At 51.0% G+C, this 18,996-nt stretch carries 13 protein-coding genes; 10 read left to right on the top strand and 3 right to left on the bottom strand.

Going from position 1 to position 18,996, the window contains the following annotated elements; all coding sequences use genetic code 11:
• The 10 genes from VIR50_RS03425 to VIR50_RS03380 form a co-directional block, all read left to right on the top strand.
• Positions 1-1,068: RagB/SusD family nutrient uptake outer membrane protein (locus VIR50_RS03425; protein ID WP_331933741.1), on the top strand; the 1,068-nt coding region annotated here is incomplete at its 5' end.
• A gap of 23 nt (positions 1,069-1,091) precedes the next feature.
• Positions 1,092-2,192, top strand: a complete 1,101-nt coding sequence (locus VIR50_RS03420) for a hypothetical protein (RefSeq protein WP_331933740.1) — start codon at positions 1,092-1,094, stop codon at positions 2,190-2,192.
• Between the two features lie 48 nt (positions 2,193-2,240).
• Positions 2,241-3,704 carry an alpha-amylase family glycosyl hydrolase gene (locus VIR50_RS03415; RefSeq protein ID WP_331933739.1) on the top strand — a complete coding sequence of 488 codons (1,464 nt, stop codon included), beginning with the start codon at positions 2,241-2,243 and terminating at the stop codon, positions 3,702-3,704.
• 88 nt (positions 3,705-3,792) lie between these two features.
• Positions 3,793-3,996, top strand: coding sequence for a hypothetical protein (locus VIR50_RS03410; RefSeq protein WP_331933738.1), 204 nt, complete (start codon positions 3,793-3,795; stop codon positions 3,994-3,996).
• A gap of 577 nt (positions 3,997-4,573) precedes the next feature.
• Complete coding sequence (locus tag VIR50_RS03405) at positions 4,574-7,765, top strand: SusC/RagA family TonB-linked outer membrane protein (protein ID WP_331933737.1); 3,192 nt, start codon at positions 4,574-4,576, stop codon at positions 7,763-7,765.
• A gap of 56 nt (positions 7,766-7,821) precedes the next feature.
• A complete protein-coding gene (locus VIR50_RS03400; RefSeq protein WP_331933736.1) occupies positions 7,822-9,354 on the top strand; it encodes a RagB/SusD family nutrient uptake outer membrane protein in 1,533 nt (510 codons plus the stop codon).
• A gap of 39 nt (positions 9,355-9,393) precedes the next feature.
• The gene (locus VIR50_RS03395; RefSeq protein WP_331933735.1) at positions 9,394-11,307 is read left to right on the top strand and encodes a hypothetical protein; all 1,914 of its coding nucleotides are present in this window, start codon (positions 9,394-9,396) and stop codon (positions 11,305-11,307) included.
• Positions 11,308-11,312: 5 nt separating this feature from the next.
• Entirely contained in the window at positions 11,313-12,431 is a 1,119-nt protein-coding gene (locus tag VIR50_RS03390) for a family 16 glycosylhydrolase (protein ID WP_331933734.1), read from the top strand.
• A 296-nt stretch (positions 12,432-12,727) separates the two neighbouring features.
• Entirely contained in the window at positions 12,728-14,395 is a 1,668-nt protein-coding gene (locus tag VIR50_RS03385) for a DUF6377 domain-containing protein (RefSeq protein ID WP_331933733.1), read from the top strand.
• Positions 14,396-14,572: 177 nt separating this feature from the next.
• Positions 14,573-15,142: a porin family protein gene (locus VIR50_RS03380; RefSeq protein ID WP_331933732.1), complete on the top strand. Its 570-nt coding sequence runs from the start codon at positions 14,573-14,575 to the stop codon at positions 15,140-15,142.
• 465 nt (positions 15,143-15,607) lie between these two features.
• On the opposite strand, the gene VIR50_RS03375 is transcribed toward VIR50_RS03380, so the two are convergent.
• From VIR50_RS03375 to VIR50_RS03365, 3 genes are all read right to left on the bottom strand, one after another.
• Entirely contained in the window at positions 15,608-16,489 is an 882-nt protein-coding gene (locus VIR50_RS03375; RefSeq protein ID WP_331933731.1) for a carbohydrate kinase family protein, read from the bottom strand.
• 50 nt (positions 16,490-16,539) lie between these two features.
• Positions 16,540-17,712, bottom strand: a complete 1,173-nt coding sequence (locus VIR50_RS03370; RefSeq protein ID WP_331933730.1) for an MFS transporter — start codon at positions 17,710-17,712, stop codon at positions 16,540-16,542.
• 220 nt (positions 17,713-17,932) lie between these two features.
• On the bottom strand, positions 17,933-18,996 hold a 1,064-nt coding region (locus VIR50_RS03365; RefSeq protein WP_331933729.1), incomplete at its 5' end, for a glycoside hydrolase family 32 protein.

Genomic DNA, 18,996 nt, shown 5'->3' with positions numbered 1-18,996 from the left:
GAGAAACTGTGCAAGGAAATCCTTGCCGGCAACTATGGCAAGTACTCGATAACCAATGATTACCGTGAAATTTACGGCCTTAACAACACGCAATGTCCCGAGGTGGTCTTCGCGTTTGCCTGCGAGGATGGGCAAGGAGCTACCAATGCGCTGACCAATATGCGTGATATGCCTTTCTTGGCGTATAACTATAACGAGTATTGTAATTGCGAACAATTCAGTGGAATCGGTGCTTGGAACTGTGTAATGATTGTGCCTTCACACGATAACTCGGGCAATGTGCTCCCCACAGGTGGTACCGATACGGGTGGCAAGAGCTTCCTTACGGACTATAAGGACAAGCTCGGCGCAGTGTATGATCGCATGGACGACCGTGACATCCGTAAGCAAACGTATGTTTATAATCCTACTACGGGCACATACGATGGTATCTTCCTCAAGGGCGCAATGAAGGCTAACTTCGGTAAGGGCGCGGCTTTGAAGGCCGATGCCGACCGTGATGGCCAGAACTTGGTGTACGTTGACCAGTGCGGAACGTTCCTTAACAAGGGTCGTAACTTGGAAACCGTGATGTCACCTCGTTGGGGTGAGACCAACTCGGGCTATCGATTGATGCGTTATCCCATGTTCGCTAAGACCGAGAAGGGCGGCTTCAAGGACATCGATGAGGTGGAATTCCGCTTGGCAGAGGTCGTTTACATGATTGCGGAGTGCCGTATGAGGGCGGGAGACGCCAACGGTGCCAAGGAATATGTTGATAAAGTACGCGGTCGTTACTTCACTTCGAAGGCCGCACTCAGCGTTCCCGGCCCGGGATTCTCGAACTTTGACATGGATTGGATGTTGTCTCAATGGGGTCTGGAGTACTTGGGAGAAGGTCGCCGACGCCGTACCGACTTGCGACGGTTCGACAAGTTCACCCAAGGACAGTGGTGGTTCTTCGGTCGGGCCACGGAAGATGGCTTCAATCTTCCGGCAAAGCGTGACACCAAATACGAATGGTATCCGTTGCCGGCGTCAGCTTTATCAGTCAATCCGGGCCTTGTTCAAAACCCGGCTTACAAATAATCATCCTTTAAAACGAAATAATTATGAAGAAAAATATATTGTGGTTGTTCGCCCTGCTCATGCCTTTCGTGCTGGGAAGTTGCGCCAACGACGAAGAGATAGTTTTCGATCATGAGCTTCCACAGTTTGAGATTCGTGACGGAAAGATACTGTTGGAGGTGCTCGTTCCACAGAGTACAAAGGCCGATGATGAGCTTTTCATATCGGGAGCGTTCAATGGTGGCGATGATGAAGCGGTGCTCGGAAAGGCCGAGTATCAGCTTATCAAGGCCGAGAATAACGATGTTAAGTGGGGTATTTACCTCGATCCGGCTACGTTTGTCGCAGGAAAGACCCTTGCCGACGGCTTTCATTTCGTGTCGAAGCGTGAAGGTGGGGAGCGCACAGTATTCGGAAAGGACTCCGTTCACACCGTAAGTCCGCAGCCGGGCACCCGTACCAACGTGAGCGTAAGCTACTGGGCGAAGTTCTTTGAGAAAGAAGTGGAACCCGAAGTTATCGAACATGATGGTTACGCAGTGTTCATTGAGGACAACTCCGGTTGGGATATTACAACGCTCTATGTATGGGGTGACGTGGAGATATTCGGCGGCTGGCCGGGCGCACAGCCCACGGGCACCGAGGTAATCGACGGCGTGAAGTACAAGTATTACGACTTCGGAGCGGCCAATACCGGCAAGACTGCCAACCTCATTTTCAACAATAACGGGCAAAACGAGCAGTTCGACGCCTTGTCAGGCTTCGTTATCGACCGCAACGTTTACCTGCGTATAACCAACAAAGGCTTTGAGGAAGTCAATAAAGAACCGATGATCAAGCACGACGGTTACGCCATCTTCATTGAGGACAACACCGGTTGGGACGCCATAGCGATGTATGCTTGGAGTGGCGATGGCAAGCCCGAGCTCTTCGGAGGCTGGCCCGGCATTCAGCCAACGGGCGAGGTTACGGTGAACGGAGTGAAGTACAAATACTTCGATACGGGCGAGGCTAACAAGGGATTGGTGTACAATCTCATCCTCAACAATAACAATCAAGGAAAGCAATTCGACGTGGCCGCTGTCACACTCGACCGCGATTACTATTTCAGCTGCTCCGAATCGGGCGCTCAGGAAGTGAAATAAACTTCCTGCGCCCCGCAGAATAGGTATCTCTTTAAGTAAAAATTGAAAATGAAGAAAATGACTTCTCTCCTCTCACTTCTGCTGGCTTTGCCGATGATGGCATGCGGCGGGTCAGGCTCGGGCAGTGAAACGCCCTCCGGAGAAGGTACGTCTGCCTCCGGCTCCGTTAAGATAGAAGCGCTCAATGTAGACAATACTAAGCCGTTGAGTGCCCAAAATCAGGTTATCTACGAAATGAATGTGGGCTGCATGACGCCCGAAGGCACCTTCAAGGCTGCCACCGCCAAGCTGGCCGACCTGCGTAAGTTGGGTATCGACATCGTATGGCTCATGCCCATCTATCCCCGTGGCGGAGGCATTGACAGCCCTTACGCGGCCACCGATTTCAAGGCCGTGAACCCGTCGTATGGCAGCGTGGCCGACGTGAAAGCTTTTGTTATAGAGGCCCATAGGTTAGGAATGAAAGTGTGGCTCGACTGGGTTCCCAACCATACGGCCACGAATCATCGTTGGGTAAAGGAGCATGCTGACTATTACACCAAAGATAGCAACGGACAGATGGTCCATCCCAATAACTACGGTGACGTGTTCCAGCTCGACTACAGCAACCCCGCGCTTGTGAAAGCCATGAACGATTGCTTGTTCTATTGGATTGATCAGGCCGACATCGACGGCTATCGTTGCGACTACATCAGCAGTCCTAAGATTCCCGCTAACTATTGGCAAGACATCATTCCTCGGCTCAAGGCCCATAAGAAAGGCCTCGTCGTGATGGGCGAGGGCGACCTGACAGACCGTAACAACCAGCGTTTGCAGGGAGTAGGCTTCGACTTCGACTATGCGTGGAAGTACCAAGAGGGCATTCTCTATCGCTCTTTCGGCCCGCAAGCTACCGACGCCGCGGCCTTACAAACGCAGTTGGAAGACTTCATAAGCACATCTTCAAAGATGAGTAACGACCGTATGACCTACCTTACCAACCACGACCAAAACTATAACGACGGTGGAAGATCGCTCAACAAGATGTATGGCGAGAATGTCAACGCGCTTACTACGCTCGTCTTCACGCTCTATGGCATGCCGCTCATTTACAACGGACAAGAGACGGGTAACGACCAGATACTCGACTACTTCCACGATACGAAGATTAAATGGACCATCGGCAACCGCAAGATGTATAACACCTTACGTACGCTTATCGCCCTGAAACATACGCAGAAGGCCTTGTCTCACGGCACGGCGGCGCAGCGTGGGTCGCTGAAATGGCTCACGACGGGGAATAAGTCGGTCATGGCCTATGAGCGAGAGAAGGACGGTAACAAGGTCGTTGTGGTGCTCAACTTCGGTACGGCGCAGCAAACCGTGACGCTGAAGGAGCTTACCGGCGGTTCCTACGTGCAGTGGCTTGACAGCAAGACCATTGCTTCCGGACCCGAGTCAAGGCAACTGAAGCTCGATTCCGGTACGAAAATAACGCTGGGAGCCAAGGGCTATGCCGTGTTCGTAAAGTAATACACACAAGCTAATTTAGACTTGTTATATAAATAATTTAGATATTTCTTTTTGGATGTGAATCCAATTTGATTTTTAAGTTAACGTTATGGGAAAGGCTCGTCGTGAGGACGTGCCTTTCTTTTTTATGATAGGTTTTACCACGAAAAACCGGTTTCGCAGTCCTTTTATTCGGCTTCTCACGTGGCCATCGCCGGCCGGTGGAAAGGCTGTTGCCTTATTGATGAGGGTCAGTGGCGGGCAGTGTGTTTTTCTGAAGCCGGCCTTTGGCTTTGTCGTAGTGGGCCTTTGATGCGCTCAAAGCAGCCCTTTCGTCGGGTCAAAGCGGTGCTTTGAGCGTGTCAAAGGGCAGCTTTCGTTTTATGGGTTTCTGCCTGCGGCCGGTAGGGAAGGGCGCCATGGGGTAAAAGAAGGCGGAGAACGAAGGGAGAACGATGGCTTGCCAACGCCGTCAGGGCATGATGACGAGTAAGACGAACGGGAAGATTCATGGGGCGGCAATGGCCGTGTAAAGTTTGTGGTGAGTAGGATTTTGTTTCTGTTACGGGATATGATATTTGTTTTGTACGGGCATGTGATGGGTAGAATATGTAGTTTTTTAGGTTAGTTTTCTTTCAATTTTCAATGCGCTTTGGGGCTTTTGGTGGCTTATAAGATTAATTTCGGCTGTTTTATATCTATATTATTTCCACTTTTCTATGAGCTTTCTGTTTTTGTAAAAGACTGAATATCAATGTTATAACTTTTTTATTGGCCTGTAATCGTCCACTTTTGGAACTTTAACCGTTAGCTTGCGATGTTTTTTGTTTTATATTTGCAGCACGAAAAATACCTATAACTAAACATCATTGTTAATCAAACGTATACACATGAAACATTTCAGAACATTACTATTGTTAATGGCCTTACTGGTTTCAGCAATGTCTTTTGCCCAGCATAGAAGCTTTTCGGGCGTCGTTGTTGACAGTCAGGGCGAGCCGGTCATCGGCGCGTCAGTTGTTCAGGAAGGAACCTCACAAGGTTCGGTTACCGATCTTGACGGTAAGTTTACCGTGTCGGTGACGCCCGGCGCTACGCTTGTAGTATCTTATATCGGTTATAACACGCAGCGCGTGAAGGCTGCCGATAATCTCCGTATTGTGCTTCAAGAGGATACCAAGGCCCTCGACGAAGTGGTGGTGGTAGGTTATGGCGTTCAGAAGAAGAGCGTCGTGACGGCTTCCATCGCCAAGGTCAACAGCGAGGACTTGGCCACTACGGCCCCTCTGCGTGTGGATAACGCGCTCAAGGGCTTGGCTTCGGGCGTGTCCGTAACCACGAGTTCGGGCCAGCCGGGTGCCGGTTCACAGATTCGTGTGCGTGGTGTGGGAACCATCAACAACTCCGATCCTATTTATATTGTCGATGGAATGCCCATTCAGGGAGGCATTGATTACCTCAATCCCAGCGACATCGAGAGCCTCGAAGTGCTCAAGGACGCTGCCTCGGGAGCCATTTACGGCGCGCGTGCGGCCAACGGCGTGGTGCTCGTGACGACCAAGGGTGGCAAGAAAGGCAAGGCGCAGGTTAACTATAACTTCTCGTATGGATGGCAGAATCCGTGGAAACACCGTGACGTGCTCGACGCTACGAGCTACGCCGTGATGATAAACGAGGGCTTGGTCAATGCCGGTAGAGCGCCCAAGTACAGCGATCCTTATGAGTTGAAGGATGTCTACGGCAACCGTGTTACCAAAGGAACAGACTGGCAGGACGCGGTGTTCAACGACAATGCGCCCGTTATGAACCACGAGGTGAACGTCAGTGGTGCGGGCGATAAGCTCAACTACTATCTGTCAATGGGCTATTTCACGCAGGAAGGTATCGTGGGTGGTAACTTCGGACGCTCCAATTACGACCGTCTGACCTTGCGTAGCAATACCAAGTACACCCTTTTCGACGACACCAAGGAGCGCAATTGGCTCAACAAGCTCGACCTTACGGCCAATCTCTCTTATGCCCGTGTACATTCCACAGGTATCGACACCAACTCCGGTTGGGGCTCCGTATTGGGCTCGGCCCTCACGTTGTCGCCCATTCTTACGCCCACGGTAAGTGGCAAGACCGCCGATGCGCACGTCAGAAATAACCAAAATCTTTACAGCCTTTACGTGCCTTTCTATACCGGACGCACCGACGCGGATGGTTATCGTGAGGTTTATACCAACCCGGGTGCCGACTATAACGAAATGGGAAACCCGTTGGCAATTCTCTCTTTGCCCCCGTCGAAGGGCTGGAGCCATAAACTTGTGGCCAATATCGCCGCCTCTCTCCAACTGTGGGAGGGCCTAACCTACCGTTTCAGCTACGGTGCTGACCAGAGCTTCTGGGGTAGTGACGGCTATACACCTATTTATTATATACGCAACGGCTTCAGTTCTGATAAGACCAACGCCAACTCCAGCTCAAGCCGCGGTACCGTATGGCAGGTGGATAACACCCTGACTTTCGACCGCACTTTCGGTGATCACCATGTTAATGCCGTGCTCGGACAGAGCGCCATGGCCAGTCATGGAGCCTATCTCAGTGCCAGTCGTGACGATATTACCAATCTGGCACGTCCTTATATCGACGCCTCGACGGGTATGAGTGCCGACGGCAAGCAGTACGCGGGTGGCGCTCCGGCCGATGAGTACAAGCTGGCTTCGCTCTTCGCACGTGTGAGCTATGACTACGGCGAGCGCTACATGGCCGAGTTTACCGTACGTCGTGACGGTAGTTCGCGCTTCGGTAGCAACAATCATTACGCCACTTTCCCCTCTTTCTCCTTAGGTTGGAACTTTATCAATGAGCAGTTCATGGAGCAGAGCCGTAGCTGGTTGTCTAATGGTAAGTTGCGTTTTAGTTGGGGTAAGAATGGTAATGACAACATCGGTAACTATCGTTACACCGTCCTTGCGGCCACCGGAAACAACAATAACTACATTCTTGGCCGTGATGATCACTCTCAAACGGGTAGCAAAGCCTCGGGTTTGCCCAATCCAAGTTTGAAATGGGAGGAGAGCATTCAGACCGACCTCGGTTTGGAACTTGGCTTCCTGAACAATGCACTCACCCTTACGGCCGACTACTATTACAAGAAGACCAGCGGCATGCTTATGGCTATGAACATTCCTGACTACGTTGGTGAGACCAAACCGTTGGGCAATGTGGGTGTCATGGAGAACTCCGGAATGGAGCTGGAGCTAAGTTATAAGTGGCATGTGGCCGACGCCCACTTCCGTGTGAGCGGCAATGTGTCTTATCTTCATAACAAACTCGTGAAGTATGGTAACGATACCGGCTTCGCCAACTTGGATACTTTCCAAGGTATCGGTACGATTACACGTGGTGAGAATGGCCTGCCTTTCCCCTTCTTCTACGGCTTTAAGTCGGATGGTGTGTTCCAAAACGCGGCTGAAGTGGCTGCTTACAAGAATAAGGAAGGCGAGTTGATCATGCCAAACGCCAAGCCCGGCGATGTGCGTTTCGTCGATATGAACGGCGATGGCACCATCAGCGACGACGACCAGACCAAGATTGGCAAGGGAATGCCCGACTGGTCATTCGGTCTTAACTTTGCTGCCGATTGGAAAGGTTTCGACTTCAGCTTCATGCTTCAGGGCGTGGCCGGCAACGATATATTCGACGCTACCCGCCGTACCGACATCGATTTCATCAATCTTCCTACATGGATGTTGGGCCGTTGGACCGGTGAGGGCACGTCAAACAAGTATCCTCTCTTCCGTATCGGTGACACTTCGACCAATTGGCGCTCATCCGATCTTTACCTGACCGATGGCAGTTACCTCCGCTTGAAGAACATTCAGTTGGGTTATACCTTGCCCCGTGCTCTCACACAGAAGGTTCGTGTGCAGAAACTACGCCTCTTCGTGGCAGCCGAAAACCTGCTCACATTTACCAAATACGCAGGTTTCGACCCTGAAATACCCAATGGCAACGGCGGTACTTCGCTGGGTGTGGACTATGGTATCTATCCGCAGGCCCGCACATGGACCGTCGGTTTCAACCTCAGTTTCTGATAATAGGGTGATGAATGGTAAACCTAAACATTGTAAAAGCTTAAATTGAAAACAACATGAAGACGAATAATATATTTAAAATCGGTATGCTGGCAAGTTTGGCTGTACTGACCGGATGTGGCGATAGCTTCCTTGAGGTGACCTCGCCGACGCAGGATTTCGTTGAAACTTACTACACGGATTCCGTCCATATCAGTCAGTCACTCGTTGCCGCGTACAGCCCTTTGGAGTGGAATGATTGGAATGGGGCGCAGTATAATCCGCAAAACGTGATGAGCGAGATTATGGCTGACGATATTCTTCCGGGCGGTCAGAGTCCCGTTGACAACCAGTTCTGGCACCTCATGGCCAACTATGAGGCGTTGCCCACTAACTGCATGACGGGTATGTGGAGCAATATGTATTCGGGAGTGAAGCGCAGCAACGACCTGCTTAAGTACGCCGAGGAGCATAAAACCGTGCTACCGCAAGCCGCATACGACCTTTGGACGGCTGAAGCTCGTACGCTTCGCGCCTATTATTATAATATGTTGTGGAAGTTTTGGGGCAACATTCCCTTCTTCTTTGAGAACCTTTCGGCGCCTTTTACCGCGCCTCAGTTAGAGAACAAGGTGATTTATGAGAACGTCATAAAGGACCTTCAGGAGGTTATCGACATGAAAGTGTTGCCTACGAAGTGGGACGACAATAATTTGGGACGTGTCACCCAACCCACTGCCTATATGCTTTTTACCGAGATGGTGATGTACCAGAAGGATGAAACTCGCTATGCCAAAGCCCTCGGTTACATGCAAGAGATTATCAACAGTGGTAAGTTCGGCCTTCATAACAGCTATTCCGACTTGTTCTCTTCGACCGGAGAATGGTGTGAGGAGAGTATCTTCGAGGTCAACTATTCCGACCTGAAGACCAATCGTGGTTGGGGATCGGGCGACGCCATCATAGCCGGTGGCACCGTGTTACCTCGCTTGGCAACGGTTCCCGGTGGCATTCCCGAGTTGGGAATTGACGACGGTTGGGGCTTCTGCCCCGTGCGTGAAGCGGCTTATTCCATGTATGACGCGAAGGATACGCGCCGTGATGTGTCGGTACTTGACGTGCGTAAGTACAACGAAGCCAATCCTAACTTCAAGCCACGTTACGAGAACACCGGCTTCTGGTGTGGCAAGTTTGTGGCTTATTCCAAGAATGTGGAGCGGGCAACAGGCGACAAGCAGCTCAATTATAACAACAACTTGCGCATTTATCGCTATGCGGAGACCCTGTTGAATGCCGCCGAATTACTGTTGAAGACCGGTGGTAGCAACGCCACAGCCATGGGTTATGTCAATCAAGTGCGCATGCGTGCCGGCGTGGAGCAGCTCACCAAGCTCACCGAAGACGACATCTTGGAGGAGCGTCATTTGGAATTCATGGGTGAAGGCAAGCGTTATTGGGACTTGGTGCGCAGTGGTAAGGCGGCTACAGTGCTGGGACCGCAGCAAACTTTCCGCACCAACGCATGGAGCGAGGCCCGCAAGTATCAGCCTATTCCTTATACCGAAATGTCAAAAGATACCGGTTTGAAGCAGAACTCTGATTACAAGTAAGTGGATAAAGCAACCGATATACTATAAAAACAGAACAAAATGAAAAAACATAACTTTAGATATTTGGCGCTGGCCTGCTTGGTTACAGCAGCCATGAGCGCTTGTTCGCCCGAGGACTATGCCGGCGTCGATGAGAACGGACTGCCGACAATGGAGGGTGTCGACTTTAATCTTAACGTGGACCAAGCTACCAATGAGGTGGTTGTTTCGGTGGATAAACTGCCTGAAGGCACCTATCCCGTGTGGTTCATCGACACCAATCAGGACGGCAAGACAGATTTTTATTCCACTTTGGGTGAGCTTTCCAAGATTTACAGCAGCCGTGGCAAGTATTCCGTGGCACTGCATTTGGGCAATCGCAATGGCTTCAGCCGTGGTGAGGTGCGCAAGGATTTCACCGTTGACAATGACCTTCTCGACCCTGCTATCATAGCTCGGCTTAGCGGAAAGGAATGGCGTATCGACCATTCCGTGGCCGCTCACTTGGCTTGTGGTGAGCCTACGACCGATGGAACAGGTTGGTGGAGTGCCCAACCTGATGAGAAAGCGGACATGGGACTCTATGATGATCGCATCAGCTTTACGGCTGAAGGCGCCTACACTTATAACCCCGGAGAGGGTGGAACCGTATTTGTCAATAAGGGCAGCGGCCTTTATACGGAGTTCGATCCGCACAATGATGCCGACTATATGGCCAAAGTAGACGCCCAAACCTCTACTTATAAGATAGAAATGGTGGGCGATCAGAAGTATTTGGTGTTGGGCAACAAGACGCTCTTTCCTTATCTTTCCACGGGCGATCAATACGAGAATCCACGCTTCCGCATAGAGGATATAACCTCCAAGAAGCTGGTCTTGGTTTATGCCAACGCCGATATAGCATGGCACTTTGTGCTTACCAGCACCGATGATGTGCCCGCTGTGCCTACCTTCGGAGGCTATAAGTACGACAGCAATTGCAACATGTGGAAAAATGCCCACTTCACAAATGACTTCTACTATGCCAACGGTGACGGCTGGGCGGCCAACCCCAACCCGATAGGATTTAAGGATAATGGCAACGGTTCTTACACCGTGACCTTGCCCGACGCCTCCTCTCAGCAGTGGCAAGCACAAGTGAAGTTCTTCACCGACATGGCTTCCAACGCCTCTACCAAGTACGATTTCTCATTGAAATTTGAGGCTTCGCAGGATATAAAGGGCGCTACCGTGAAATTGACGAAACACGGTGACGACGGAACTTTCTACTTTGCTGACCGTGTAGACTTAGCGGCGGGCGACAATACTTTATTCTTTAAGGACAACTTCGACGGCCTTGACATGGAGAATGTTGACCTCGTACTCGATTTCGGTGGTGCTCCGGCAGGCACGATAGTGAAGATCAGCGATGTGGTATTTAAGGAACACGGTTGCGATGACGGCGCCGGACACCCTGAAACGGCACCCGCGGCCGATAACACGGCCTATGCTTACGACACAGCCGACAACCTATGGAAGGCTATTGACGCCACGGAATGCGAAATGTTCTACTTCTATGCCGACGCCGCATGGGCTCCTTATCCCGATCATCAAGTGTTAAAGCATGAGGGAAAGAGCTACACCCTGACCTTCCCCAACGCCACATCGGCCCAATGGCAGAACCAAGTGGCTTTCTATACGCCGCTGAGTTGCGCTGCCGGAGATACGTATGACTTCAGTTGTATCATGAATCCGAGCGTTGATTTAAGCAATGTCACCGTGAAATTGGTACGCCATGGTGAGGGAAATGAGGGCAATTTCTTCTTCGCCGAGCAAGTAAACCTGACGGGAGGCGAGGACAATGTCATCAAGATTCCCGCAAAGTCAGCCGACGTGAACATGGAAACCATCGACCTCTTCTTCGACTTTGGCGGTAATCCGGCCAACAGTCAGGTCGTTATAAAGGACATTGTACTGAAGAAAACAGCCAAATAAGAACTATGAATATGAAGAAAATGATACTGATGAATTATCTCTTTGCCTTGGCGCTGGGTATGGTGTCTTGTGGCAGCGACCATTCCGGCAACGATCCGGAGGTGACGCAAGGCAACAATATTAAGCTGTCAAAGCAGGAAGTAAGTTTCACCGACGCGGGTGGAACAGCCCAAATCGACCTATCGACCGACCGTGAATGGTCAGCCATCTGTTCGGAACCATGGGTGTCGGTAAGTCCCGCCAATGGTGTGGCCCGCACCGCTAAGCTCACCGTTAAGGCTGAAGCCAATAAGACAACGGCCATCCGTGAGGCCGAAATCACCGTGCTTTCAGGTAAGGGACGTGCCAAAATCAAAGTGTCACAGACCGCCGGTACGGAGGACGAATCGCTGAAATGCGTGCTCGGACCGCAGTATAAGCTCGTTTACCATGACGAGTTCGACCGCAACGGAGAGCTCGACGGCAGTCATTGGACGCACGAAGTATGGGCTCCGGGCACCGTCAACAACGAGTTGCAGGCCTACGTCAACGGTCAGATTGATGGCAAGCGAGTTACCGAGGTGCGTGATGGCAAGCTGTTGATTCATTGCTTCAAGCACAACGGCGGTATCTATTCGGGTCGTGTCTATGCCAATAAGTCCACGGGTTATCGCTACTGCTACATAGAGACCAAGATAAAACTGCCCAAGGGAAAGGGTACTTGGCCCGCCTTCTGGATGATGCCTGTCGACTTCAAAAGCTGGCCCGCAGACGGTGAAATCGATATTATGGAGCACGTAGGGTTCAATCATGAGACCATTTACAGCACCATCCACTGCAATAAGTACAACAACACGGGGTCGTCGATAGAGAGCGCTCACCGTAAAGTTAGTGGCGCCACGTCGGGCTTCCACGTGTATGCCATGGAGTGGACGGCCGACTACATGACCTTCTACGTGGACGGAGAAAAGCTCCTTACCTATAAGAACGATGGCACGGGGCTTAACGCTTGGCCTTTCAACAAGGCTTTCTATCCCATCTACAACGTAGCTTGGGGAGGACAATGGGGCGGCCAGCAGGGCGTGGATGAGAGCTTCCTGCCCGCCACAATGGAAGTTGACTATTTGAGAGTTTACCAAAAATAATGGTACAACAGTGCTTTTTTACAGTTAGATAGATTTCAATAGTGGGTTCCCATCGCCGGCTAAGCGTAGCCGGAATGGGAACTTTTTGTATCATAATGCTTTGACTTTGCCTTAAAAACATATATCTTTGCCCAAGATAGGCTGCACTCGACAATTTGAAAACAAGTTTTCATTGTACTCGTTTGCACTATCTTTTCATAAGATAGGCTGCACTCAGCAATCAGTGAGCAAGCTCACATTGCTTTCGTTTGCACTATCTTTTCAACATACCAATTCACTGAACTATCGAGCTACTTATGCGTAAACCGGTTTTGTTTTTTCTTAGTTTCTTTCTCTTCTTTTCGGTTGCGCTCCATGCGGCCGAGCCTCTTCACAACCTTGATTCCATTTATACCTGCCTCGATAAGGCCATCGAGAACCATGGCGTTTACGTGGCCCGGAAGGAGGAAAGCATAAGACTGCTGCGCCAACAGCTCAAGAACGCCTCGAGTAAGGAACTGCGCTATGCCGTTTCTTTTCAGCTTTATGAGGAAAACAGTGCCTTTGAAAACTACACAGCCATGGACGACTTGCTGCGCTGCCGGGCCTTGGCCGCCGAGATGGGGCACCGTGAACGGGTAGACCATTGCAACATCCTGCTCTCTATTTGCAGCTCTAAAACCGGATTATACGACGAGGCCAAGGAGTTCCTACGGTTGGTCAAACCGTCTTCTTTGAGCCCTTCGCTGCTGGGATTGTACTATCAGGCCTGCTACAAACGCAATAATGAATTGGCCTATTACACCACCGTGGCCTCGCTGAAAAAGCAGTATCAAGCCCAAGCCGACAGCCTCGAGACCCTTATGTTGCACCATATTCCCGTCCATGGCGACCTCAGTTACCAGACGCGGGAGCTGCGATTGCTGACCGGTGGGCAGGTAGCCGCGTCGATGAAGCTCAATACCGAGTGGCTGAAGACCGTCAGTAAAGGCTCTCATCGCTACGCTTTGGTGGCGCTTTATCGCTATTTGGAGTACAAAGCGGTCAATGACACCACCCGAATGATGTACTGGTTGGCCGAATCAGCACTGGCTGACGTGCGCAACGGGGTCATGGATCAAGGGTCGATGTGGGAGATTGCCAACCAACTTATGCTGCAAGGCGACGTTGACCGCAGCTATCGTTACATCTCGTTCACGAGCGATTGCGCCAATCGTTTCGGCTCCCGACAGCGCAGTTGGCAAAATTCGCCCCTGTTATCGGCCATCGCCAAGCAGTATAAGCGCGAGAGTGAGCACAAGACACGTGTCATTCTGCTGGCTGCTTTGTCGTGTGGTGTGTTGGCGTTGCTGCTCTTGGGCTCGGTGCTCTACGTCAACCGACAACGCAAACGGCTTGCCCTGACCGGCAAGAAGTTGCAATATTCCAACGCGCAGTTGTCTGAAATCAATACCCAACTGTCCGAACTCAACCGCCAATTGGCCTCAAGCAATCAGAAATTGGGCGAGTCCAATCGGGTGAAAGAGGAGTACATAGGTCGCTTCATGAGCCTTTGCTCGCTCTATGTCGACAAGATTGAGTATTTCCGGCGGCGGGTTAACAAGATGGTTAAGAACCATCAGTACGAGGAACTGTTCAAGGAAACGAAGTCGGCTGCCCTGAAGGAGCGCGAACTTGATGAGCTTTACAACAATTTCGACGCCGCTTTTCTGCATCTCTTTCCTACCTTTGTCGAGGAATTCAACGCTCTGTTGCAGCCCGCCGAGCAAATCAGGCTGACCGAGGACGGCCACATGCCCGTGTCGTTGCGTATCTTTGCCCTGATTCGTGTGGGCATAGAAGACAGCTCAAAGATAGCCGAGTTCCTCCATTATTCGGTCAATACCATTTATAATTATAGGGCCCGGGTGAAGAATGGGGTCATTGGCGACCGCGATTCCTTCGAGAAAACCGTGAAGAAACTCGGTGTGCAAAGCCGTGAATGAGCCTTGGTGGAAAGCTAATTTTTGTAAAAATATTTTGTAATTAATGGATAATTGCTTTATCTTTGCCCCGAGTTCATAAAAAAATCGGGTACAAATTAAGCACGTACTCATCTTTTTTAAAGTCGGGGAAGGCTGTTAGCGGCTTATCCTCTATTGTATAATTTAATTCAAATAACAATGAAAAAGATTGTTTTAGCAGCCATGTTGATGTTGTCAACAGCCGCTGCGTTTGCTCAACGTTCAGTAGGTTCACTCACGCTCCAGCCCAAAGTTGGTTTAAACGTAGCCACCATTACCGAGGCTAACGCTGACGCCAAGGTAGGTCTGGCCGCAGGTCTTGAGTTGGAATATCAGGTTGCCGACATCGTAAGTGTATCGGCCGGAGTTCTCTATTCAGGCCAAGGCGCAAAGTGGGATGGTATTTCTTTGGAAGTTCCCGGATTCGGAAAAGCTAATTTAGGCAGTGGAAAGTTCAGCCCAAGTTACATCAATGTGCCTATCATGGCTAATGTTTACGTGGTTAATGGTTTGGCCGTTAAGTTGGGTGTGCAGCCCGGTTTCGCTGTCGATAAGGCTGATTCAGATATTAATACGGTTGATTTCTCTATCCCGGTGGGCGCATCTTACGAGTATAAGAACATCGTGCTCGACGCTCGTTACAACTGGGGTGTGACCAAACTTTATGATGGAGGAAAGTCTAAGAACAGCGTATTCCAAGTTACATTGGGTTACAAGTTCGACCTCTAAGCCTCACTGTTGAGGCGTAGGGCCTGCCCTATAGGCGCACAATTCATGGCGTATCGTCGTCGTGGGTTGTGCGTTTTTTTGTGGCAAAGTTTGAATTCTATTTTCCCTTTTTAAAACTTTGTTTTCGTTGTTCTTTAGCTTATTTTTTTCAATCTCTTGAATTTAATTTTCTCGTTTTTTGATTTCATTTTCGTTGTTCTTTAGCTTAGATTTTTCGATCCCTTGACTTTGATTTTCCGAAGGGCCTTTTACAGTTCGGTAAAAGGCCCGTTCTGACGCTGTCAAAGGGCTGCTTTGGCGAGCTGAAAGGCCTGCTTTCGCCGGGCCAAAGGGCTGTTATGGGAAAGCAGTGGAGGAGGGATGAGGTGGCGAGAGCGTGGAGTGTGCGATGGGAGAGGCAAAAAATAAAGCATTAACCTTTTGAGGGTTAATGCTTTATGGTTTATGTTTCGCTTGGCGAATCGATCAGTCCTTAATGTTTATTTCGGGCATGGCGCCTTTCTGTGTGCATACGTAGGCACTTACTTTTACGGCCCGTTTGTGGGCTTCCTCTATCGACTTGCCCTCAAGAATGGCGGCGGTGAAGCTGCCGGTGAACGAGTCTCCGGCGCCCACTGTGTCGGCCACGTCAACCTTCGGGGTCTCTACAAAGCTCTTCTTCTTGGGCGCGAAGACGTAACTGCCGTTGACTCCGCAGGTCAGAACGAGCATTTTAAGGTTGTACTTGCCCATGATGAGCCAGCATTTGTTCTCAATGTCGAGGCCGGGATAGCCAAACAAGCGGCCGATAGTTACGAGTTCCTCGTCGTTTATCTTGAGAATGTCGCAGGCATTGAGCGACTGGCAGATGATTTCCTTGGTGTAGAAGTTCTGTCGCAGGTTGATGTCGAATATCTTTAGGCAGTCTTTAGGCGTGGCGGCGAGGAACTTTTGGATGGTGGAACTCGACACCGGGCCGCGCTGGGCCAGCGATCCGAAGCACACGGCACGGGCATTCTTGGCCACGGCTTCTATCTCGGGGGTGAAAGGAATGTTGTCCCAAGCCACGCCGGTCTTGATGTCGTACGTGGGCACTCCCTCGTCGTCAAGCTCCACTTGCACCGTGCCCGTGGGATAATCTACCGTGGGCATGATGTAGTTGAGGCCTTTCTCATCAAATTCTTTCTTAGCCTGATCGCCCAACATGTCGTTACCCAAGGCGCTGATGGCCATGGCGTCGAAGCCGAATTGGCTGACATGATAAGCGAAATTGGCAGGAGCGCCGCCCAACTTGGAGCCATCGGGCAGGCAATCGAACAAGGCTTCGCCCAGTCCTACTACGTATCTTTTCTGTTCTTGATTAGCCATAATCATTGTATTTGGTCAGTTTTTATTTCTTTCTTGTTAACCTCGTGCGCTCAGGCTTTCACCTTTCCAATGTACGAAAAGAGATAAGCCACGCCCGCGGCCATCACGATAACGGCGCCACCTTGGCCCACGGCGTCGCTGGCCAAGCCCATGATCAGGGGGAACACGGTGCCGCCGAAGAGGCCCATAATCATCAGTCCGCTCACCTCGTTCTTCTTTTCGGGCACGGCCTGAAGGGCCTCGCTGAAGATGATGGAGAACACGTTGCTGTTACCATAGCCCACCAAGGCAATGGCGATGTACAGCATGAGTTGGCTCTGACCAAAGTACATGCCGACCATACTCAGCGCCATCATCACGATACTGATAATGAAGAAGGTGCGGTTTTTCATCACCCGGAGGAAGAAACTACCCGTAAGGCAGCCCAAGGTGCGGAAGATGAAGTAAAGGGATGTGGCAAATCCGGCCTCGGTGAGCGTCATTCCAAGGCGTTCCATGAGCAGTTTGGGAGCGGTGGTGTTGGTTCCCACGTCGATTCCCACGTGACACATAATGCCTAAGAACGACAGTAGCACGATGGGTTTGCCCAGCAGTTTGAAGCAAGCTACGTACTCGCTCATGACAGAATGGTCAGCCGTTGAGGCGGTGTTTTCCTCCTCTATCTTCGTGCCCGACAGCAAAAGGGTGGCAATAAGGCCTATCACCATGTAGATAGGGAACAGCACCCGCCAGCCTAAACCAAAGGCCGGAATTGTGGCTGTGGCTCCCCACATGGCTATATAAGGCGCCATGAACGAGGCAATAGCCTTTACGAATTGGCCGAAAGTGAGCGTTGAAGCCAAGTTGCCGCCCTTAATGACCGTACTGACAAGCGGGTTGAGCGAGGTTTGCATCAAGGCGTTGCCTATGCCCAGCAGTGAAAAACTCACCAACATGATACCGAAGCTCTCGCCGAAGATGGGCAACAGCAGCGACACCAGTGTGACGATGAGCGACAGAAGCACCGTTTTCTTGCGGCCGATGCGGTTCATCAGCACGCCCGTAGGTACGGAGAAGATTAGGAACCAAAAGAAAACCAACGAGGGAAAGATGTTGGCCGTGGTGTCGTTAAGGCCAAGGTCGGCCTTCACGTAGTTAGAGGCGATACCCACCAAGTCGACAAAGCCCATGGCAAAAAAGCAGAGCATGACCGGAATGAGCGCCATTTTGTTAGATTTACTCATAAAGTATTTAGGTTTAAAATATTTGTCAATCTACCTTGCTAACGGCTCAATAGCTTATGTGGCGGCCGTTGGCGGAGTTTTCACTTTTTAGGTTTTACGATTGCAAAATTAGTGTTTAGGTGAATAAGACCGTTGTTGGAATCGTTCATTTGCTTGTAAAAATGTTGCATGTATCATTTTTCTGATGCAAATGAACGATTCTTATGGTTGGGTTGAAATTTTATTTCAGGTTGTACACAGCGTAGCGGGCTTTGCCTTTGACGGCCACTTTGCTGTAGTGTTGGGTGGGAAAGACGAGGTTGGTCATGGCCACCTTGCCTTCGGCGTCGATAGCTTCCACGCTGCTCTTGTCGATAAACACGCGTAGTTGGTTGAGCTTTCCGTGGGTTGGGGCGGTGGTTATGGTGGGGAAGGCATCGCTGAATTTCACGTTGCCGCTCTTCGTTCTGTCCATCGTAAGGGTTTCCTTATCGGCGTCATAGCCGATGACAACCTGTTCGCCTTCTGCGTTCGACAGTGTTACGGTGGCCGAGTGACGGAAATCTATGACCAATTCGCAGGCCGGAGTCAGTGCTTTGGCTTTTTTGCCCCGCAGTTGCAGCAACTCGGGTGAGGGCTTTGAGCTCAGGTAAGTGGCGCCGTTGTGCTCAAAAAGGCCAAGGTCGCGGGGCACGGCGTTGGCCGATCGGTATTGCGTCGTGGGCACTTGGTTGGCATATTGCCAATTGCTCATCCACGCCAAGGCCACCCGTCGGCCCTCGGGAGCGTTGTCAAAGGTAACCGCGGCGTAGTGATCCTTGCCGTAGTCCATCCACTTTGTCACCTCGGGTTTCGTGTCGCAGGTGAACCGGTGGCCATCGAATTGGCCCGTGAAGTACTGCGTGGCCGAGCCGCCGAAGGGCCCTCCGGGGTTGATGTTGCATATAAGTACCCACTTGTCTTGGCCCGGTGTGGTGGCGTTCTTTACGGGAAGCCTGAACAAATCGGGGCATTCCCATACGCCGCCGTGGGCACCATAGCCATGGCCGAAGCTGCTTTCGTACTGCCATTGCTTGAGGTTCTTCGATGAATATATCTGCATTTCCTGCCCCGCGGCCAATATCAGGTACCACTGATGATAGTCTTCGCTCCAGAACATGTGCGGATCGCGGAAGTCGGGAAGGTTCGATGTGATGACGGGATTGCCGCTATACTTCGTGAAAGTCTTGCCTCCGTCGGTGCTATAAGCCAGACTCTGCGTCTGATTAGCCCCTGCGCTGGTGTACATAGCTACCACTGCGCCGG

The sequence above is a fragment of the Prevotella sp. genome (assembly GCF_036570325.1).
Taxonomy (GTDB): domain Bacteria; phylum Bacteroidota; class Bacteroidia; order Bacteroidales; family Bacteroidaceae; genus Prevotella.
The sequence above is the reverse complement of the archived record's forward strand: the minus strand, read 5'-3'. Positions and strand labels throughout refer to the sequence as shown.